The sequence below is a fragment of the Erythrobacter sp. genome, assembly GCA_019739335.1.
Taxonomy (GTDB): Bacteria; Pseudomonadota; Alphaproteobacteria; order Sphingomonadales; family Sphingomonadaceae; genus Alteraurantiacibacter.
The window spans coordinates 2,260,731-2,280,903 of sequence record CP073261.1 but is presented as its reverse complement, the minus strand read 5'-3'; the positions used below and the strand labels follow the sequence as shown (position 1 = coordinate 2,280,903).

Annotated in this window: 21 protein-coding genes; 7 read left to right on the top strand and 14 right to left on the bottom strand. The window is 61.2% G+C overall.

Annotated features, from left to right (window positions below):
* Positions 1-424: 424 nt before the first annotated feature.
* Entirely contained in the window at positions 425-1,342 is a 918-nt protein-coding gene (locus JY451_11210) for a zinc-binding dehydrogenase (GenBank protein ID QZH74259.1), read from the bottom strand.
* A gap of 577 nt (positions 1,343-1,919) precedes the next feature.
* Between JY451_11210 and JY451_11205 the strand changes: the two genes are divergently transcribed.
* On the top strand, positions 1,920-2,750 hold the full coding sequence (locus JY451_11205; GenBank protein ID QZH74258.1) for an alpha/beta hydrolase: 831 nt from the start codon (positions 1,920-1,922) through the stop codon (positions 2,748-2,750).
* A 178-nt stretch (positions 2,751-2,928) separates the two neighbouring features.
* Here JY451_11205 and JY451_11200 read toward each other — a convergent pair whose 3' ends face one another.
* A complete protein-coding gene (locus JY451_11200; GenBank protein QZH74257.1) occupies positions 2,929-3,267 on the bottom strand; it encodes a DUF4260 family protein in 339 nt (112 codons plus the stop codon).
* A gap of 283 nt (positions 3,268-3,550) precedes the next feature.
* Between JY451_11200 and JY451_11195 the strand changes: the two genes are divergently transcribed.
* A complete protein-coding gene (locus tag JY451_11195) occupies positions 3,551-4,204 on the top strand; it encodes a hydrolase (GenBank protein ID QZH74256.1) in 654 nt (217 codons plus the stop codon).
* A gap of 147 nt (positions 4,205-4,351) precedes the next feature.
* Here JY451_11195 and JY451_11190 read toward each other — a convergent pair whose 3' ends face one another.
* The 4 genes from JY451_11190 to JY451_11175 form a co-directional block, all read right to left on the bottom strand.
* On the bottom strand, positions 4,352-5,263 hold the full coding sequence (locus JY451_11190; GenBank protein ID QZH74255.1) for a helix-turn-helix transcriptional regulator: 912 nt from the start codon (positions 5,261-5,263) through the stop codon (positions 4,352-4,354).
* The gene (locus JY451_11185) at positions 5,260-6,198 is read right to left on the bottom strand and encodes a helix-turn-helix transcriptional regulator (protein QZH74254.1); all 939 of its coding nucleotides are present in this window, start codon (positions 6,196-6,198) and stop codon (positions 5,260-5,262) included. Before JY451_11185 ends, JY451_11190 begins: the two co-directional genes overlap by 4 nt.
* Before the next feature lie 542 nt (positions 6,199-6,740).
* Positions 6,741-7,625, bottom strand: a complete 885-nt coding sequence (locus tag JY451_11180; protein ID QZH74253.1) for a pirin family protein — start codon at positions 7,623-7,625, stop codon at positions 6,741-6,743.
* A gap of 104 nt (positions 7,626-7,729) precedes the next feature.
* On the bottom strand, positions 7,730-8,593 hold the full coding sequence (locus tag JY451_11175) for a pirin family protein (protein ID QZH74252.1): 864 nt from the start codon (positions 8,591-8,593) through the stop codon (positions 7,730-7,732).
* 82 nt (positions 8,594-8,675) lie between these two features.
* Between JY451_11175 and JY451_11170 the strand changes: the two genes are divergently transcribed.
* Positions 8,676-9,056: a helix-turn-helix transcriptional regulator gene (locus JY451_11170; GenBank protein QZH74251.1), complete on the top strand. Its 381-nt coding sequence runs from the start codon at positions 8,676-8,678 to the stop codon at positions 9,054-9,056.
* A gap of 36 nt (positions 9,057-9,092) precedes the next feature.
* Complete coding sequence (locus tag JY451_11165; protein ID QZH74250.1) at positions 9,093-9,431, top strand: hypothetical protein; 339 nt, start codon at positions 9,093-9,095, stop codon at positions 9,429-9,431.
* On the opposite strand, the gene JY451_11160 is transcribed toward JY451_11165, so the two are convergent.
* From JY451_11160 to JY451_11125, 8 genes are read right to left on the bottom strand one after another with little or no spacing between them, the layout of a single operon-like run.
* The gene (locus JY451_11160; protein ID QZH74249.1) at positions 9,401-9,868 is read right to left on the bottom strand and encodes a DUF2243 domain-containing protein; all 468 of its coding nucleotides are present in this window, start codon (positions 9,866-9,868) and stop codon (positions 9,401-9,403) included. The two genes, JY451_11165 and JY451_11160, sit on opposite strands and share 31 nt — an antisense overlap.
* 46 nt (positions 9,869-9,914) lie before the next feature.
* The gene (locus JY451_11155) at positions 9,915-11,000 is read right to left on the bottom strand and encodes an SDR family oxidoreductase (GenBank protein QZH74248.1); all 1,086 of its coding nucleotides are present in this window, start codon (positions 10,998-11,000) and stop codon (positions 9,915-9,917) included.
* Positions 10,975-12,072, bottom strand: a complete 1,098-nt coding sequence (locus JY451_11150) for a glycosyltransferase (GenBank protein QZH74247.1) — start codon at positions 12,070-12,072, stop codon at positions 10,975-10,977. Before JY451_11150 ends, JY451_11155 begins: the two co-directional genes overlap by 26 nt.
* Positions 12,069-13,160: a glycosyltransferase gene (locus tag JY451_11145; GenBank protein ID QZH74246.1), complete on the bottom strand. Its 1,092-nt coding sequence runs from the start codon at positions 13,158-13,160 to the stop codon at positions 12,069-12,071. The genes JY451_11150 and JY451_11145 overlap by 4 nt, the downstream gene beginning before the upstream one ends.
* Positions 13,157-14,269 (bottom strand): glycosyltransferase, encoded by a 1,113-nt coding sequence (locus JY451_11140; protein ID QZH74245.1) that lies wholly within the window; start codon positions 14,267-14,269, stop codon positions 13,157-13,159. The genes JY451_11145 and JY451_11140 overlap by 4 nt, the downstream gene beginning before the upstream one ends.
* Positions 14,266-15,369 (bottom strand): glycosyltransferase family 4 protein, encoded by a 1,104-nt coding sequence (locus JY451_11135; protein ID QZH74244.1) that lies wholly within the window; start codon positions 15,367-15,369, stop codon positions 14,266-14,268. Before JY451_11135 ends, JY451_11140 begins: the two co-directional genes overlap by 4 nt.
* Entirely contained in the window at positions 15,366-16,442 is a 1,077-nt protein-coding gene (locus JY451_11130) for an NAD-dependent epimerase/dehydratase family protein (GenBank protein ID QZH74243.1), read from the bottom strand. Before JY451_11130 ends, JY451_11135 begins: the two co-directional genes overlap by 4 nt.
* Positions 16,439-17,551: an NAD-dependent epimerase/dehydratase family protein gene (locus JY451_11125; protein ID QZH74242.1), complete on the bottom strand. Its 1,113-nt coding sequence runs from the start codon at positions 17,549-17,551 to the stop codon at positions 16,439-16,441. Before JY451_11125 ends, JY451_11130 begins: the two co-directional genes overlap by 4 nt.
* A gap of 256 nt (positions 17,552-17,807) precedes the next feature.
* Between JY451_11125 and JY451_11120 the strand changes: the two genes are divergently transcribed.
* From JY451_11120 to JY451_11110, 3 genes are read left to right on the top strand one after another with little or no spacing between them, the layout of a single operon-like run.
* The gene (locus JY451_11120) at positions 17,808-18,404 is read left to right on the top strand and encodes a histidine phosphatase family protein (protein ID QZH74241.1); all 597 of its coding nucleotides are present in this window, start codon (positions 17,808-17,810) and stop codon (positions 18,402-18,404) included.
* Complete coding sequence (locus JY451_11115) at positions 18,401-19,240, top strand: TIGR04290 family methyltransferase (GenBank protein QZH74240.1); 840 nt, start codon at positions 18,401-18,403, stop codon at positions 19,238-19,240. Before JY451_11120 ends, JY451_11115 begins: the two co-directional genes overlap by 4 nt.
* Positions 19,237-20,172 carry a beta-xylosidase gene (locus JY451_11110; GenBank protein ID QZH74239.1) on the top strand — a complete coding sequence of 312 codons (936 nt, stop codon included), beginning with the start codon at positions 19,237-19,239 and terminating at the stop codon, positions 20,170-20,172. The genes JY451_11115 and JY451_11110 overlap by 4 nt, the downstream gene beginning before the upstream one ends.
* The last annotated feature ends 1 nt before the right edge of the window (position 20,173 follow it).

The following is a 20,173-nucleotide window of genomic DNA, read 5'->3' as shown; positions in this document are numbered from 1 at the left end:
CGTCGAACCGCGTCGCGATCGTACGGCCGGTCGCGATGATCTTCCTTGAAGGGCACCGGGTCGGGCACTTCGTTCGGCTGTCCGTTGAAGATGGGCGTGCCGCCGAGCTCCGTAACCAGCTCGATGAAACGGGCGTGGAATGTTGCAACCGTCATTGGCTCGAGCGGGAAAGACGCCTTTCCGCCCTCGCCGCAGGTTCCCGTGACCTCGTGTTCGAGAAGATCGAACACGATTTCGATGCCCGGGCCGTCTGGAATTGGCGAAGACGCCAGGCCGGTGGGCGTGACGTAGAACGTCGCGTTCCATGAATGATTGAGCCACGGGCTGTGCGCCAGCCGGTATTTGCCTGCTATCTGCAGGTAAAGATGAAGCGCAGAACAGGTTTCACGCCAACTGAGGTAGTCCAGACGGGGCCAGTTGTTCGTCATATCGCGTTCTCCATTTGAAATTGGTCACGAGGCGCCGTCGCGGAATCATGCATCAGGCCGCGGCGTTCGACGAGGTTCGTCAGCTCGTCCAGTTTGCCGCGGTTCTGGTGTGTGAAGACGAAGTGACAAGAGGCGTTCCGTCCCCAGGCCTCAACAAGATTTTGCAGCGCCGCAATATCGACGATTGAGACGATGCGCCCGAATGGCGCGAGCACAAGCGGGCTCGTCGTCAGAGTGTCACCGCCGATAGTATCGAACACGACATCGACTCCGCGCCCGCCGGTGAGCGCGCCCACAGCGTCGACATAGTCGGTATGGGAGTAGTCGACCACATCGTCAGCGCCGAGCGAACGGACGAAATCATGATTGTCCGTGCGCGCAGTTGTGATGAACCGTGCTCCGATGGCCTTTGCGATCTGGATCGCGATCATTCCTACGCCGCCCGCTCCGCCATGGATCAGGATCGTTTCGCCGACGCGCAAACCGGCGCGGCTTACGAGGGCCTCCCAGACTGTCCCGCCCACGAGTGTCAGGCTCGCTGCTTCGACGTGCGACAGGTTGCGGGGTTTGCGGCTGACAAGATCGACGTCTGCCGCATGGATCTCGGCGTACGACCCGTCACCACCAAATATCTTCGGCGTGTAGTAAACCTCGTCGCCGGGGACGAACTCCGCGACATCCGTACCGACGGCCTCGGCGACGTCGGAGACATCGTAGCCGATCACTGCCGGCAGCGGCACGTAATCGGCGTAGTCACCCCGGCGAATCTGATGGTCGAGCGGGTTGATCGCAGTAGTGTGGACGCGAACGCGAACCTGCCGGGGACCAACCGAAGGGATGGAAAGGTTCTGCATCTCGAATTCGTCGGGACCGCCGAAGCGGGTCAGGACGACGGCCTTCATTGTGTCGGACATGCTGTCTTCCCTTTCATCGTATCTGAAGAGGCCAGGACATCAAACCCGAAATGGGCGAGTATTCCGTCTGCACTCCCTCTGATCCTGCGAGGGGCGCTGCCGAAAGTTACAAAGCGGTAGCGACCTCGCCAATGGCCACAATTTACCGAATCGCCAAAGAAATGCGGTGCGGCGGCTGCTGTGTAATTGCCGAAATTGCGCCCTTCTCCCGGTATGGCGACCGACCTGGCGGCAGATCGCGAAGATCCGACCAGGAGTTCCATGTTTCATGAACCTCGAAGCAGCCCGCTTCTGTTGGAGCGCTCTGGATGCCTTGGTGCGGACCAGGCAAGTCATGCAGATTTGGTGAAAAGATTGTGCCGCGCCACCCAGTCCCGCAAAATCGGCAACGGAGCCGCAGTTTTAGCGCCGCACGGTGATCCATTGCTTGCTAGCAGCAAAGCGTGGAGACCACCGAGGGCTCGCTGGGAATGGAACCCAAGGAAAGGAATTGCACGACCCGATCCTCGGCATGTCCCGTGAGGGTAGTCTCCGCGCCATACTTGCCTGGACAAGCTCGAACTGAAGGAAATCTATCATGGCCATACTCATCACATCCGATGGTACCGAACTCTTCTACAAGGACTGGGGCCCGAAGGACGCGCAGCCAGTGATGTTTCACCATGGCTGGCCGCTGAGCGCCGACGACTGGGACAGCCAGATGCTGTTCTTCCTGTCCCACGGGTATCGCGTGATCGCCCATGACAGGCGCGGCCATGGCCGCTCTGATCAGACCGACACGGGCAACGAAATGGACACCTACGCCGCGGATGTTGCGGCAATTGTGAAGGCGCTGGATCTGCATGATGTCGTTCATATCGGCCATTCAACCGGCGGTGGCGAGGTTGCACGCTATTCCGCCCGGGCCGAGTCCGGTCGAATCGCCAAGGCTGTGCTGATCGGCGCGGTCCCCCCGGTGATGGTCAAGTCGGACAAGAATCCGGACGGTATTCCGATGGAGGTGTTCGACGAATTTCGCGAGGCGCTCTCGCGGAACCGCGCAGAGTTTTACAAGGGTATTCCGAGCGGCCCGTTCTATGGCTTCAACCGCGAGGGCGCCGAAGTCAGCCAGGGGCTGATCGACAATTGGTGGCGCCAGGGAATGGCCGGCGGCGCAAAGGCCCATTACGACTGCATCAAGGCATTTTCCGAGACCGACTTCACCGAGGATCTGGAGGCGATCTCCGTTCCAGTACTGTTCCTGCACGGCGAGGACGACCAGATCGTTCCGATCGAAAACTCGGCTCACAAGGCAGTCAGGCTGGTGCGGGACGGCACGCTGAAAACCTATCCGGGTCTTTCGCACGGCCTGTTCGCCACGCATCCCAAAGTGGTGAATCCAGACCTGCTGGCTTTCGTTCGCGATTGACGTAGAGGCCCAATTGTGTCTGATCCGCATCAGCAGCCTCGGGGTTTTCCACTTCCCCCGAGGCTGTCCACCAGTGCCGACGCTGAAAAATGGTTTCGCGAATAACACATCGAAGCCGCGGGATCTGGCTGGCGCGCAGCGGGCGCCGCCCCCCGCCCTTCCAAACGCGAGAGCGCGTTCACTTCCCAAGCAGCGGACGGACTATCCCAAGATGCGTGAACCGGAAGCCACTTCTTGATTTGAGGCCATAGCCGAAAAGGCGGTCAAAACCCGAATGGTCCAGCCAGAGTGCACCCAGCATGGCTAATGTTACGGAATCGACCGCCATTCCAAGTGCGAGGACGACTGCGCCAAATCCGTAGATGTGCAAGAGATTGTAGCCAATAGCGCCAATCCTCGATCCGAAGGCATAGGCCGCAATGCTGCCACCGGGAGCAAAGAACGCAGCGAGAGTCACCCACCACGCAAAACCGCCATCCTGCAGTAAGAACATTTTTGCCGGCGGCAGCAAAGACATGCGCGCCCTCGAAGCGCTGCCAGATCACTGTTTCATCGACCAGATTCATCGTGTCGCGTGATTTCATTCAGTCGGCATACCGGAAGCCTCACGAGAAGCTGCAAGTGCCAGTTTACGCTGCGCAAGGGGGCTCCCGGACTTGGGCGAGGTCTACATCACCGCAAGATCGGCACTTTTTTGGCAGCTTCCGCGCCGCGCTCCTCGGCTATGCACTCTAGGTCCAGCTCCCAGAGCTCCGCTCCCCCTAAGAAACAAAGCCCCCTAAGATGCAAAGGATGAAACAATGACCTACCGCAACGGCCTCGATTCGCTTCTTCGTCCCGAAGATTCGGTTCTCGTTCTGATCGACCACCAACCCTATCAGCTCGCGAACCTGAACAGCCATGACCCCCACATGGTGGTGAACAATACGACCGCGCTCGCCAAGTGCGCCAAGGTGTTCGACGTGCCCACCATTCTGACCAGCGTGGTCGCCGCTCGCGGCGGGGTCATCTTCCCGCACGTAACCGAGGTGTTTCCCGAACAGGAGGTAATCGACCGGACGACAATCAACACTTGGGAGGATCCCAGGGTCGTGGACGCGGTCAAGGCGACAGGCCGCAAGCAGTTGGTAATCGCCGGCCTGTGGACCGAAATCTGCGTAGCCATGCCCGCAATCCAGGCGGCGGGCGAAGGTTGGGACGTGACCGTGATCACCGATGCATCGGGCGGCACGTCGGTAGAAGCCCACGAGGTAGCGATACAGCGCATGGTTGCAGCCGGCATCAACATGATGACCTGGCTGGCGCTGGCTTCTGAATGGCAACGCGACTGGGCCCGGGCCGAGACCGCAATGCTGCTCAACGACGCCCTCAGGAACCATCTCGGCGGCAGCGCAATCGCCTATCTCTGGGAGCAGCAATTGCTCAACACGCCGGTGCCGAGCAATTCGGGCTGATCAGTGCGCGGATGACGGGGCGAGCCCGAGGCACGAACGGAAAGGTGCCCGCCCCGTCATCCGCAGATCTTTGGCAAGCGGCAATAGGGAGAACGCGTGGACCGCGCGAAACGGGGCCTTCGGAGCCGGTAGAATCGCTGGCGAAGGTCAATGCAACGCAATGTAGCGCAGCGGATCGCGAACGGCCCGGCGATATTGGGACGGGCTCAAGCGCATGTATTTGAGGAAAACCCGGGCGAGGACCTGGTTCGACGAATACCCGACATCCAGCGCGATCTCCGTGATCGAAAGGTCCGTCCGTTCGAGGAGGTCGCAAGCTTTTTCCATCCTCAGTCGCGTGAGGTAGACCCGCGGCGGCACGCCCAGGCTCTGCTTGAACATGCGGGCGAAATGGAACGGAGAGAGTTGCGCCTCTGCGGCCAGATCGTCGAGGCTGATGTCTTCCGACAGCTTCTCCCGCATCAATTCAAGGCAACGTCGCTTGGTCCAAGGTGCGAGGCCGCCCTTCGCTGGGGCAAACGGCGCGCCCCCCAGGCGGCATAATTCCGCGAGAATCTCACATCCCGCCGCTCTTGCCAACAGACGTGAAGGCGCGCCCTCGTCCGCACTAAGAGACCACAGGTTCCCCAGCGCTGTTCGGATGGCCGGCGTCGCTTGGGTTCCCCGGAAAATACTCAGGTCATCGAACGAAAAACTGCCATCGTTTGCTGCGTCCAGCACCCATTGCCACTGCGCCACTGGAAACGCGAAGGAGCGAAGGTGATGAGGCGTAGCAACCTTGGACCTGAGTGCGAAATCTGGTGCAGCAGGATACACATCGCCTTTTTCGGTCACGCCGCCAAAATCCCCTCCTCCATGGTTTGCATTGAAGCGGGTGCCTCCCAGCAGATCCTCATAGAGGACGAGATCAGGCACGGCTGGGACGGACATGTCCCCGGGCGGTTGGGATGTTTCCAGCATGTTGAGAATCCCGCCGGTGGACTTTAGCGAGCGCAAATAGCGCGCGCGCGGGCCTTTACTATACCATTGAGCGAACGACGGAAATGCAGGCGCGGTCATTGATGCTCTCCCAAGGCGGCTCGCATGGAACCTTGGGTATTACTTGAAGTGCCCCGCACAGCTCTGCGATAATCGGACGGGCTCAAGCGCATGTGCTTGAGGAAAACGCGGGCGAGGACCTGGTTCGAAGAGTATCCGACCTCCAGCGCGATCTCCGTGATCGAAAGCTCGGTTCGTTCGAGGAGGTCGCAAGCTTTCTCCATCCTCAGTCGCGTGAGGTAGACGCGTGGCGGCACGCCAAGGCTCTGCTTGAACATACGGGCGAAGTGGAACGGAGAGAGCTGCGCCTCGGCCGCCAGTTCGTCGAGACTGATATCGTCCGACAGCCGCGCCCGCATCAGTTCCAGGCAGCGCCGCTCCGTCCACGGCGCAAGGCCGCCCTTTGCCGTGGGGAACGGCGCGCCGCCCAATCGGCTCAGTTCGGCAAGGATCTCGCAGCCGGCTGCCCGCGCCAGCAGGCGCGATGGCGCTCCCTCGTCCTCACAAAGAGTCCAAAGGTTCCGGAATGCAGATCGGATCGCCGATGAGTCGAACATCCGGCCATAGATACAGGAACTGTCGAACGAAAACCGACCGTCAGCGGCTTCGTCGAGCACGCCTTCCCACTGCGCCATCGGGAACACCAGGCTGCGAAGCTGATGGCTCTCTTCCATAACTGCTGTTGTGGCAAAGTTCGGCGCGGCGAGGCAAAAGTCGCCCCGCGTACCCTTTATATCGAAGTGTCCCCCTCCCAGGTCGCCGCTGACGCGGCTTCCGCCGAGCAAGTCCTGATAGAGGACGATATCCGGGAGGCCCGGGCGGGACATATCCCCGGCCGGTCGCGCAACCTCGAGCATGTCGAGGACGCCACCAGGGGATTTTTGCGCCCGGAGATAGGACGCCTGCCGACCCCTGCAGTACCAGTCAGAGGATGACAAATAGACCGGTACCGTCATTGTTGTGTCTCCAATGTTTCGGCCGTTAACTTGGTCTGCGCAATCTTGGTCTGCGCCCACATTCCCAAAAGGCGCCCGCCTGAGCTCGTCCGCTCGTCTAACTTGGCGTCAGCCCCACAATCTCTGCAGGTCGAGCAAATGGGAGTATGGCTTTGCGAACTGTTGGCACGAGCAGCGGCATTTGCTTCGTGAGTCCGGCATAATATAGCAATTGGTCAGCGTTCGTAAAAGTCGCCACAGTGTTTATCGCCGCAAGATCGGCACCAATGTGGCAACTTCGGGGCCACGGGCACAAGAACCCTTGTTGAAGTTCAGTCATCGTCACAGATCGCCCAATCATCTTGCGGTCGGTACCGGACGAAAAGCGCTTCACCTTCCACTTGGAAATGAATTCGTGAAGAAGTCTCATGCGGCTTGATGATATCGTCCCAGCACCAGGGCGGTCGGCCACATAGTGAAAGCGCCCGACGAAATTGGCACACCTCCCGGCAAGGCTGGCCAACGATAATTGCTATTGGCGGGACGGCTATTTCGTTGCTCCTTCAGCCGTAATCGCGCCCTTCGGGAAATGGCGTGAATTCTTTGTCGTCGGTATCGGGCAGCTTCATGCGCCCCTGCGTCCAGTCTTGCCTGGCCTGTTCAATTCGGTCTTTCGACGAGCTGACGAAGTTCCAAAGCATGAAGCGCTCGCCAATAGGATCGCCACCCAAGACCATGATGGTAGCCGCTTCCCCGGTCGATACGGAAACGTCCTTGCCAGGCTCAAGCACAGCCATCTGACCAGTTCGCAAGACCTGCCCCGCAACTTCCGCGGTTCCGGCCGCAACGTAGACCGCCCGTTCCCTATACTCCGCTGGAAGCGTGCGGCTTGCGCCTGCATCCATATCCAAGTGCATGTAGAATTGCGGGCTGTGGACCTGGACCGCCGATCGCATTCCCTCGGCACTGCCCGCGATCAGGCGGCCGCGCAGGCCCTTCTCTTCCCAGGTCGGCAATTCGACGGACCCGGCGTGGTGGTAGAATGCAGGATTGGCCTCCTCGTGCTCGACCGGCAGGGCAACCCAGGCCTGGATACCGTGCATGTGCGCCCCGTGCTTGCGAGCGTGATCGAAGCGTTCGGAATGGGTGATGCCGCTGCCGGTCACCATCCAGTTGACTTCGCCCGGCCGGATATCTTGCGTCACACCCAGGCTGTCGCGGTGGGTCAGGGCTCCATCGTAGAGATAAGTGACCGTAGAGATGCCGATATGCGGATGCGGGCGCACGTCCATTTCGCGCGGGAATCCCGGAGCGAGATCTGCCGGTCCCATGTGATCGAAGAAAATATAGGGTCCGACCGTGCGACGGGCGCGGAAGGGAAGCACGCGGCCGACCTCGAACCCGCCACCAAGGTCATGTGTGCGTTTGTCGATTATGCGTTCGATCATTCATGATTTCCTTTCGCAGGCTTTTTGACAGGATGTGAGGACGACAGCGTGACAGTCGCGAGCAAAAGTGCCCGGAGAGATCGCTCCCTCCGGGCACGAACGGCTCAGGCCGGCGCGAGGGCGCCGAACTTGCCTGCGTTGAATTCCGCGATCGCTTCGCGAATTTCGGCTTCTGTGTTCATCACGAAGGGACCGTAACCGAATACCGGTTCGTTGATCGGTTCGCCCGTCATCACCAGTAGCATAGCATCGCCATCAGCCGTGATCGCCGCGCCCTCGCCGTCGGTGGAGAGCCGGGCAATCTCGGCTTCCCGAACGCCCTGGCCATCGATCGTGACGTGACCCGAGAGCACCGCGATCATGGTCGTGTGCCCCTCCGGCAGGGGGAGGGTGATCTGCGCATCGGCCTCGAGCCGAACATCCCACAAATTGATCGGTGTGAAGGTGCTCGCCGGCCCCTCCATCCCTTCGAACTCGCCAGCGATGACCCGTGCGCGACCACTTTCGAAAGTGGCCTCGGGGATCATGTCGCGCGTGATTGCCTGGTACCGCGCCGGGGTCAGCTTGTCCCTTGCGGGCAGATTGACCCACAGTTGTACCATGCGGAAGGGGCCGCCGGTCTTCGAATAGCCGGGCGAATGGAACTCCTCGTGCAGCACGCCGGACCCGGCAGTCATCCACTGGACTTCGCCCGCTCCGATGGTGCCGCCCCCGCCGGTGGAGTCGCGGTGACTGACTTCGCCGTCATAGACGATGGTAACGGTCTCGAAGCCCTTGTGAGGATGCTCGCCCACGCCGCGCGGAGAACCCTTCACGGGATCGAAATTCCACGGCCCGGCATAGTCGAACAACAGGAACGGGCTGATCGCTGCCGTATCGCCGTGGTAGCTGAAGAGCGAGCGAACGGGAAAGCCGTCACCGACCCAATGGGGGGTATCGTTGCGGAGGATGGTGTCGATCGTTTTCATCGCATGACCTTTCGTGGGGCGTATTTCCGCCCCGCCCCGGGGCATTGCTTTCGTGTTGGAGGGAACATATGTTCATGCTGACATGTCAGCAAGTACGCTCCCGAAGGATACCGTGATCGCCGCACCTAACGCGGCTGGGGACGGCTGGCATTGCCCGGCGGAAGCAACGCTGGAGTTTCTCTCGGGCAAGTGGCGGCCCATGATAATCTACTGGCTGATGGATGCGCCGCTCCGCTTCAACGAGTTGCAACGGCGGCTCGGCGCGATCACGCACAGGACGCTCTCGAAGACACTGAAGGAGATGGAGGCAGATGGCCTTGTTCAGCGCAAGGACTATGGTGAGATGCCGCCCCGCGTCGACTATGCGCTAACCGATCGGGGGCGCAGTCTCAGGCCAGTATTGGAGGCGATGGAAGAGTGGGCGCGGATTGAAGCCAGCACAGATCAAGAGGATTTGCAATGAGTGGCAATGCCGACTGACTGTCATTTCCCTTGGGGAGTGAGCTCGATGCAGCGGTCTTCGAGCGGATGGCGCGGCCCCATATCCAAGCGCCTTGACCTGGTGCAGCGCCGTCTCCTGCATTCGGAAACGGATATTGAGCAGCGTGTCGAATGTTCGGCTCAAGCGAGGGTGCGGCTTCCGGACATCCTGCACTCCGTATCCGGTATCGATCAGGACGAGGCCGCGATCGGTCTCGATCAACTGGTCAGCGCAGGAAAGTTTGGCGAAGGGCCCTTTGCTTTTGCCATCGAAGAGGCGACCACCCAGAGGACAATCGGTCCCGCAGTTGAGATAATGGATGCGCATCAGGTTGCGCCCCTGCGACCCATGACGTGACCGAGGACGATAAGGACGACACCTGAAGCCAGATACAGCCAATCGAACATGGAGAGGCCGAGACGTTCAACCACGTGATGCAGGCCAAGCAGGTGGTGGTCGATCAATCCCTCTACGAGGTTGAACCAGCCCCATCCGGCAAGAAGGTAGCCGATGAAGGCCGCGCCGGAGGGGAGCATGGTCTGCCTTCGGTTGAGCGCGCGCCAAAGCAAGGCGACGCCTATCACGGTGGCGAGCCAGGTTCCGATGTGGAACCACCCATCTGCCACCATTCCCTGTGACATGTTCTGCATCGTGTCAGGGGGAACCTTGGCCGAGATCATGTTGTGCAATTGCAGTATCTGGTGGAAGACGATGCCATCGATAAACCCGCCCAGTCCGATGCCCAGCACAATCCCCGCTGGCGCGATCGAGGGTCGATCGGATGCACTTTCCATAACGGTAACTCTCCTTTTCGCAGATTGGTTCCCTTGTAGGCGGGGTTTACATCCTTTGCGGAACTGCGGTTCCGGCAGGCTCCTTTTCGCCCATGGCGGATCGCAAGACGCGCTCGTGGCCATGCCGCTCGACAAGCTGTTGCGGGTGATTGCTCTTCAGTTCCCGCGCAAACCATCCCAGCGTAAGCTCAAGCCCGTCTTCAAGGGAGGTTTGCGGAGTCCAGCCAAGCAGGTCGCGGGCACGATCGATGACCGGGCGGCGTCGTTGCGGGTCATCAGTGGGGAGCGCGCGGAAATTGAGATCGAGCGGATGACCGATAATCCTCGCCAGCGCGCTGACCAGCTGCCTGATGGTGATTTCGTCGGGATTGCCGATGTTGACGGGTTCCATTTCCGCCAAAGGGCATTCCATCAACCTGCGGAGCCCGTCGACCGTATCCGCAACATAGCAGAAGCTGCGCGTCTGGCTGCCATCGCCGTAGACGGTCAGAGGCTCGCCCGAGAGTGCCTGGCAGGCGAGGTTCGATATCACGCGCCCATCGTCGATACGCATGTTGGGGCCGTAGGTATTGAAGATGCGGGCCACGCGGACCTCGGCCCGCCCGGAGCGGGCGTAGTCGAAAGCGAGCGTCTCTGCCGCGCGTTTCCCTTCGTCATAACAAGCGCGAGGCCCGGTGCAATTGACGTGGCCGCGGTAATCTTCGGGCTGGGGATGCACTTCAGGATCGCCGTAGACCTCGCTGGTCGAAGCTAGCAGGAAGCGTGCCCCTGACACTTCCGCCAGACGCAGGAGGCGATTGGTGCCGAGCACACTGGTGAGCATCGTGTGTTCCGGATTCTCCTGATAAAGTACCGGAGAAGCGGCGCAGGCCAGATTGTAGATCCGGGTGATCTGTCCCTCAAGACGAGTGACTTCATCGGGGAGCGGTTCGGTGATGTCGGCCTTGATGAATGTGAAATGCGCATGGTTCTGCAAACCAAGCAGGTTCGACGCGCGCGATGTTTGCAGGTTGTCGATACAGACGACACGATGACCCTCTTCGAGCAAGGCGCGACAGAGGTGCGAGCCGACGAACCCCGCGCCACCGGCAACCAGGGTGAGCCCGTTACGAATATACATGATGCGGCACATTCCTTCTATTTCCCGTAATCGAGACGGCGCTCCTCGCCTGCTCGAGTTCCTTTTCGAGTTGCTCGGCACGTCGCTCGGAACTGTGATTGGCGAGCACTTCCTCACGCGCCGAAGATCCCATTTGCCTGGCGTCGCCGTCGAGCGCTGTGAGGACATCTTCGGGGTGTTCGGCCAACACGATCTGCTTGCCCGGTGCGAACAAGGTATCGATGCCCCTCCACCGGTCGGAAATGATCGGTGTCGCGCAAGCTCCCGCTTCGAACAGCCGTACCGATGGGGACCACCCTGCGGCGATCATGTCCGCCCGCGTGACGTTTAGTGTGAAGCGCGAAGCAGCATAGAACGCGGGATGGTCCGCAGGGGGAATATGCTCGATCCGCTCCACATTTTCCGGCCAGTCGATTTCCTCCGGGTACTTCGGCCCGGCGACGACAAAGCGCAGATCGGGTCGGCGGCGAGCCGGCTCCAGCAACAGCCGTTCGAGCGTCGGCTGCCGGTCCGGACTGTAGGTGCCGAGATACGACAGGTCCCAGCGGAGCGGCACGTCAAGCGGACGGTATCGCGCGGTGTCGACCGAGCAGTAGAGCGGGCGTGCCCGCGGCGCGCCGAACTCCTCTTCCAGCCGGCCAAGCGTGGGGCCGCCGGTGAACGAGAAGTAGATGTCATAGCCGGGGATCAGATCGGGCGACAGATATTCGTGATCGCGGCGCGCGAGCTTGGCCAAGGTCACCGGGGTATCGATGTCATAGAAGCAGGTGGTCCCCTGCGCGGTCTGCTGGACCCATCGTCCGACCGCGACACCGTCGGGCACGTAGGAGCCGACCATCACCGCGTCCGCTGCCTCGACCTGAGCACGCCATTGCTCGAGCCCGCCGAGATCGGCGTAATATTCCAGCCGACAATATTCTGGATCGGTAAGGTCGCGGTTCGCGGCGTACCAGGGTTGCGTCCGTTCGAGGAACAACACCTCGTGACCGCGCGCGGCGAATGCTTCGAGCAGGGCGCGAAAGGTCGTCGCGTGGCCGTTACCCCATGAGGAGGACAGGCTGAGACCCAAAACAACGAGCTTCATGCCACTTCCTCGTGCTTGTGCTCCAGAATTTTGTTGAACGCAGCATCGACTTCGACAGCGCGGAGCGAATAGGTATGCTTCGCCAGAACCCGATCGAGCGCAGCGGCACCGATCCTTTCCGCGCGTTCGCGGCTGAGACCGGCAAGGATTTCGGCAACGTCCTTCCCGTCGCGGGCGATAAGGACTTCCTCACCCGGTTTGAGGAACTGCTCGATCCCTTCCCATGCATCGGTAATCAGGCAGGCTCCGGCGCCGGCCGCTTCGAACACCCGGGTTGCGGGAGAAAAGCCCACACTCGCCATCGAATCACGCGCCACGTTCAGCACTGCGCGCGGCGTGCAATTGAAGGCGTTGTGATCAACGGTACCGACGTGGCCGATGGCGCGGACGTTCGGTGGCAGCGCCTTGTCTTGCCAGCCGTTTCCGCCAAGCATGAACCTGCTCGACGGGCGCAGTTGCGCCGCGCGCAGGAAGAACTCCTCCACCCGCGCTTCGCGATCGGGCAGGCTATTCGCGAGGAAACCCAAATCGCAGGCGAAGCGCGGATCGGGATCGACCGGATGGTGGGTCGATGGATCGAGCGCATTGTAGATCGGCACGCGGCGGCGCGCACCGAATGCGCGATAGGCTTCGATGACCGGAGGTCCGCCGCCGTAAGTGAACACGGCATCGAGATGCGGTAGAGCCGCGCGCACAGGATGTTCAGGATCGCTGCGCATTTCGTCCAGCGTCGCGGCAGCATCGACATCCCAGAAGACGGTCATCCCATCGGGGTTTGCCTCGCGGAGAATGCCTTCGAGCAATTCTCGGTCGAATACTCCGACACCGCTGGCCTTTACGACGATGTCTGCCGCACCGGCTTCCGCCAGCACGGAATGGAGGCCCTCAGTCGTGGCAGGGTAGACAACCGAGCGGACCCAGTCCGGCGGATCGATATCGCGATGCTTCTGCCGGTCGAACGCGTCAGGCTCGTAAAAAGAGATGTCGTGCCCGCGATCGGCGAGCGCGCGCAGGATTCCTCGGTAATAGGTCGCCGCGCCGTTCCAGTAGGCCGACAGCAGGCTGGAGCCGTAGAAGGCGATCTTCATGCGGATTTCCTCAGGCTGGTTTCAGTTTCGAGCGAGGCGGCGATCGCCAGCAACTCGTCCACGCGTTGCGCGCAGGTGTGCCGTTGCAGGATGGTCTCCCGACCGCTGGCAGCGAGCGAGGCCCGCAATCCGGCATCTTCTGCCAGCGCGCGTAGGATTTCCGTCATCTCTTTGCCGCTGCGGGCAACAAGATAATCCTCGCCTGTTCGGAACAGGCTTTCGGCATCGTCCCACGGCGCGCTCACGAGGGGTAAGCCGCAGGCAAGCGCTTCGAAGACCCGGATGGTCGGAATGCCGGGAAGCACCTGCGTATAGTAGCGGCGCGGTACGTGAACCGTGGCCAAGTGCCTCGCGAAAATGTCTGGCGCGAGGGCGTTGGGTGCCCAGCCGCGATACTCGGCGCCGTATCGCGCCAAGGTCTCCTTCGCCTCCGCGGGATAGCGCACGCCATAGATATCGAGATCAAGACCACCCTGCCGGGCGGGGTCTAGCAGGAAAGTGACGAGTTCCTCGCTGCGCTCGCCATCCCCCCAGTTGCCGATCCAGACCAGCCCTTCGCGCTCGCTTTCCTGTGCGGGCGGATGGAACCGGCGGACATCGGCGGCTTCGTGCCAGGTCCACACGCGATTGCCCCAGCCCCAGCCGCGATAGACCTCCGACAGTGCTTCGCCGAAAGCCAGCACTCCGTCGAACCCGGATAGGTCGAAAGCCTGCATGTCCTCGGGTGCGCTCACCGCGCGGTGATGGGTATCATGGAACAGCAGGCGGAAGTTCCCTCTGCGTTTCCGCAATTGTCCGAGTCGAGCAATCAGCTTCGGCTCGTTCCACTCATGCACGATGATCAGGTCACTATCGCCAATCAGTTCCTCCAGATCGGCGTCTGACGGGTATTCGGTCGAACTGAGCCTCGGATAGCGATCGTGCCAGACTGCAAGGCCTTGTAATCCATGATCGCGCAGCAGATTGGCCAGGCTCCAGGCGCCTTGCGGTTCGAAGACCGCAACTTCATGTCCCCGCACAATGAGTTCATCGAGCACGCCGCGCAGGAAGTGGGCATTGCCGTGGTTCCAGCAGGAGGCCAGCGAATGCGTGAAATAGGCCAGCTTCATGCTGCCACCTCCCGCGCAGCCAGCAGCGACTGGTAAATGCCGCACATCGCTTCGACCGTTGCCGCCGGGGAGTAATTCGCGCTGCGCTTCCGGGCGGCTTCACCCAAGTCCTTGCGCCGCGAGGGATCCGCGATGAGGGCGTTGATTTGGCGGGCAAACCCTTCGGCATCGCCACTATCCACGAACAGTGCAGCGCCTTCCCACAGCTCGCGGAAGGTATCGATGTTGGAAAGCACCAGCGCACATCCTGCCGATGCTGCTTCCAGAACTGCCAGCCCGAACGGCTCGAATGTTGCGGCAGAAACGAAGACCGGTTGCAGTCTGAGCAGCCGGTCGATTGCTGCCTCGCTCTGATAGCCAAGGCACTGCAGGTTTTCGGGAGCACAGGTTTCCCCGTGCGGACCGACCAGAGCGCCCGCGGCAAGGAAGCCGATGTCCAGCTGCGCCGCCGCCTGATCGAGGACCGCGACATTCTTCACCGGGTCCCACAATCTCCCGACAGTCAGGGCGACGTTCAGCTGGCCGGCAGAAGCATCGGAGCCGAGCGGGTTGCGGCCGTTGTGAACAACCATGGGTGAGCGCGGCAGACCGTATGTCTGAGCGACTTGGCGAGCGAAGCTGGCGCTAGGTGCCACGATCATGTCGGCAGCCTTCAAGCCTTCCTGCATCAGCGCAGCGTGCCATTGCAGTTCGGGTGCGAGCGGTTCGCGACGCGCAGCCTTCCACCAGGTGGCGATGCATCCGTGAGCGACTGCGATGACCGGCACCGGAAACCTTGCGCCAGCGCAAAGGGCCGGACTGTTGCAATGGATCAGGTCGGCACCGATCCTCCGGGCGAGGTCCGCCAGTTCCCCGGTTGAGTGCTTCACCTGCGCCGGACCATCGGCCAGCCAATCCAGCGGAAGCCCTGTCTCCCGAAGCGAAAGGCCGGGAACGGCCTCCGCTTGCGCGCGCTGCGCAAGATCGGGTGGCGGGCCCAAAACGGCCAGTGTGATACGATGGCCCCGGTTCGCTAATTCGCGCGAAAGAGTGACTGAATACTGCCATACTCCGCCGACCGCGTCTGTCGTCATAAGGACATGCAGGGGATACAGGGTCATGCGTTCGCCCTCGCACTTGGTGCGAGCGCCGGTGCGGCTGCACGGCGCGACTGATGCAGCCAGTCCGCAAGGTTACGAACCCCATCTCGCCACGGAGTCCTCGGCTTCAGCCCAAGCGCCTGATCGATCTTGCGCGTGTCCGCGACAAACCAGCGCTGGTCCCCCGGACGGGTATCGGCAAACTCTATGGCAGGGCGGCGCCCGGTAATCCGGGCGATTTCCTCGATCAGGCCGAGCAGGCTGATCGCATTTTCCGCGCCGCCCCCCCAGTTGAACGCGCGCCCCTGAACCGCATCGATGCGGTCGAGCATGGCAAGGTAGGCATCGCAGGTATCGCGGACGTCGCAAACATCGCGAACCTGCTCTCCGTCTCCGAACAGCGTGATTGTCTCCCCGGCCAGCGCGCGGATCAGGAAATGCGCAACCCAGCCCTGATCTTCGGTGCCCAATTGCCGCTCGCCATAAATGCAGCTCATCCGCAACACGGCCGTGCGCATTCCGAAGCTGCGCCCGTAGTCGAGAACATATTGGTCGGCGGCACCTTTCGAGCAGCCATACGGGGTGTGGAAGCACAGCGGCTGGTCCTCTGGCACCCCGTGTTCGGCAATCTTCGGGTCGGATGCCCGATACCCGCGATCCGTCAGGTAGAGCGGAACTCCCGCAAGGTTGCCGTAAACCTTGTTCGTTGATGCGAATATCAGAGCAGCATGACTGTTCTGCTGGCGAAGCGAATCCAGCAGGTTGAAGGTTCCCACCACGTTCACCGCAAAATCCTCGCGCGGGTCTTCCATACTGGTCGTCACCGCCACTTGCGCCGCGAAGTGGAAAGCTGCTCCAATTCCCCGGGCTGCCTTGGTGACCGTGGCGCGATCCCGGATATCGCCGATGACCGGCTCGATCAGACTGCCATGCGAATGGCACAGCCATTCCAGATTGCTTTCAACCCCCGGTCGGCCCAGGTGATCGAGTACTCGCACCCGATGACCCCGCGCGGCCAGGCGGTCGGCAAGGTTGGAGCCAACGAATCCAGCTCCACCGGTAACCAGTATGGTGCTTTCCGCGCCGACACTCATGCCACAAGTCCGCGGCGTTCAAGTTCGCTCCGCGCCTCGCTGACGCGGTCCTCCGCCTTTTGCTTGGCGACCCATTGCGCGAGATCGGCAAGGCCCGCCTCGAAATCCTCACTTGCCTCGAAGCCGAGCACTTCGCGCGCCAGGGTAGTGTCGCAAAAACAGTGCCTTATGTCTCCGGTGCGCGCCTTACCCACGGTCTCGGCTCCGATGCCTTCGCGTCCCATCGCTATTGCGAGGTCGTTTGCTACGCTCGCGATGGAGCGATCATGCCCTGATCCGATATTGAAGGTGCCGCCGGCAGCATCGGGGTGGAAAAGGGCTTCGGCAAACGCGCGGGCCACGTCGCGCACGTGCACGAAGTCACGGCGTTGTTGACCATCCTCGAAGATCATCGGAGACTGGCCGTTGAGCAGTCGTGATGCGAAGATCGCCAGCACGCCGGTGTAGGGATTGGAGAGAGCCTGTCCCGGCCCGTAGACATTGAACAGTCGCAGGCAGACGCTTTCGACACCATAGGGAGCGCCCATGATGTGGGTGATCTGCTCCTGCACATACTTGTTAAGCGCGTAGATCGAAGCGAGGTTTGGTCTTTTCCATTCGGGTGTGGCGACCGGCGCCAGAGGGCGGCCCTGCTGGTCGACCGGCTCCCAGTTCGCCTGTCCGTCGCGCAGGCTGCTGCGAGATGCATCTTCCACCAGCGCACCGTCGGCGTTCCGATAAAGTCCCTCACCGTAGATGCTCATCGAAGATGCAGTGACTACCCGGCGCACCGGGTGATCGATCAGCCGTTCGAACAGGACGGCTGTGCCGACATCGTTGGTGGAAGTGTATCGCTCCACCTCATACATCGACTGCCCCACGCCGACTTCGGCGGCGAGGTGGATGACACTGTCGATCCCGCGCAGCGCAGCAGCGACGGCATTTCCATCGCGCACATCGGCACGGATAAATTCCACGTCTGACGCGAAGCTCGGTTGGCCGTTCCGACCGTGGACCTGTTCGATCAAACTATCGAGGACGCGAACCTGGTGGCCGCGCTGCAGCAGCTCGCGACTGACAGCTTTACCGATAAAGCCGCCGCCGCCGGTTATCAAAATGCGTTCGGACAAAAGATTTCCTTTCCGGAAGTGGCAAATGATCCGGTTGACGGGAGAATGAAAACTGGTTTTCTATATGCGAGATTCGACAATATAACTTATGTTAAGTACTGCATCCCCTTGACTATCTAAAGACCATTCTCGAAATGTAACTTCTTCTTGTTTGTTCCAGATCATCGAATAAACCTAAGTTAAATCGGGAACCTGATCTGTTGGTTGAGCATTCCGGAGAGAGCTTCTACTTACCTTCCCGGGACCGCTGCTTCGCATGACCGTTACCATCCTCCTGATCAGGCATGCCGCCCATGCAGAGCTTGGCCGGGTCCTGTCCGGTCGAGCCCCCGGAGGCCGATTGAGTTCTTCCGGGCTGCTGCAGGCAGAACGCCTCGCGCGCTGGTCGTCAGCCGAGGGCGTAGCTGCAATCCATACCAGTCCCGTGCTCCGCGCACGTGAGACAGCACAGGCAATCGGCGCATCGCTCGGGATGGCGCCCAGGGTTTCGGACGCCCTCGACGAGATCGATTTCGGTGACTGGACGGGGAAGCACTTCGACCAACTTGCCAGCGATCCGGACTGGCAGCGTTGGAACAACAACCGCGCGCAAGCGCGCGCCCCGCGAGGAGAAACAATGACAGAGGTTCAACAGCGCATGACTGACTTTATGCGGGCAATCGCCGAAACCGCTGCTGGCGCGACAGTCGCTTTCGTCAGCCACTGTGACACCATCCGGGCTGCCATTGCCGGCATTCTGGGATTGTCGCTCGACTATGTGCTTCGCTTCGAGATCGCACCTGCGTCAGTGAGCCGCGTGCAACTCGGCGACTGGGGCGGCCGCGTGCTTTCGCTCAACGAGTACACGGCATGAGCAGGTCAGGATCAGCAGCGCGGATCGTGAAAGACGCCGGCGCATCTCAGCTGCGAAAGCAGGTGGAGGAGCTGCAACCCTGGTTTCAGAATATCGATCTCGGACATGGCATTCGCACAGCGCCGGATCATTTCCTCGGCGACTATCCCTCCTTCAAGTTCGACCGCTTCGCTGACGCAATTCCTGCCGACCTGACCGGAAAGTCAGTGCTCGACATCGGCTGCAATGCGGGCTTCTACGCGATCGAAATGAAGCGGCGCGGCGCCAGCCGGGTGCTCGGCATCGATAGTGACGATCGCTATCTCGAACAGGCGCAGCTGGCTTCCGACACGTTGGGATTTTCCGAGATCGAGTACCGCAACTTGTCGGTTTACGACGTCGGTAGTCTGGGGGAGAAGTTCGATCTCGTCGTGTTTATGGGGGTGCTCTACCATCTGCGGCACCCGCTGCTGGCGCTCGACCTGATCCGCGAACATGTCGCCGGCGACCTGATGCTGTTCCAGACGATGCAGCAGGGCACCGAAGCAGTGTTGCAGGTTCCCGAGGATCACCCGTTCCACAAGCCCGGGACAACCCAGCCGCCCGACTACTTCGACAATCCGGCCTATCCGAAGCTCCACTTCATCGAGCGCGAATTCGCGCAGGACTGGACAAATTGGTGGGCACCGAATGCGGCCTGCAGCCAGGCCATGCTCCGCGCGGCTGGCTTCACCATCGAACAGCAGCCTGAGCCGGAGGTCTACCTCTGCCGGGTAACCGAGGTCCCCTACGCGCAATACGGGCCGGCTGCCGTCTATCCCGCGCGCGCGCAAGTCAAGGCGGGAGACGCGCAATGATCAATTCCGTGATGATCTGGAATGAACCGAACAACAAGAGCCACTGGAACCCCGAACTCGATCCCGACTGGGCCATTTATGCGGACACCGTGCATCGCGCGGGCAGCGCGATCTCGCAGATCAACCCGCAGTTGACGCGAGTGCTCGGCGGAATGTCGCCGATCGATCCGCATTGGGTATCGCGGATGCGTAAACAGGGCGCGCTCGATCATGTTGACGTGGTGGCGGTGCATGGCTTCCCGCTCGACTGGAACCTGTGGCCGATCCACGCCTGGCCGGAAAAGATTGCCGAGATTGAAGCCGTTGTTCCGGACAAGCCGATCTGGGCGACCGAAGTGGGGGTGGGCAGTTTCGGCGCAGAGGAAGTGCAGGTATTCGGCATCGACAAGACTGCCGAACTGCTGCTCGACCGGGTGCCGGAGGTCTATTGGTACTCGCTGTTCGATCTGCCGCGGGAATGGGGTGCGGAAACGCGCCACCGCGAGGCGGAGGGTTCGAGCTATTACCGCCACTTCTACATGGGCCTGATCCGGGAGGACGGCACCCCCAAGCCGGCGCTGGAACACTATCGGCGCTACGCCGACCGCATGGGTCTGATGCAGTGGTTCCATTTCCACGATCCCCGGCTCGGCGATGCGGTCCGGTGGATGAAGGAGCTCGGCGTGACCAAGCTGCGCACAGGACTTTCATGGGCGGACAGTTTCCGGCCGGGAGCACTCGACTGGTTCGACCGGCAGATGGAAGCACTGGCGGACTTCGATGTGCTGGTCACCTTCTGCTTCACTCCGGAGCATCTCGGCGTGGAGGCCCACCACACCTCTTGCGCCAAAGACCCGCAGCAGTTTGCCGACTTCTGCGCCTGGATGGTTGAACGGTACGCCCCTGCAGAAAACATCAAGCGTGCGAGTGATCTGCGCGCGGGGAGGTCCTGAA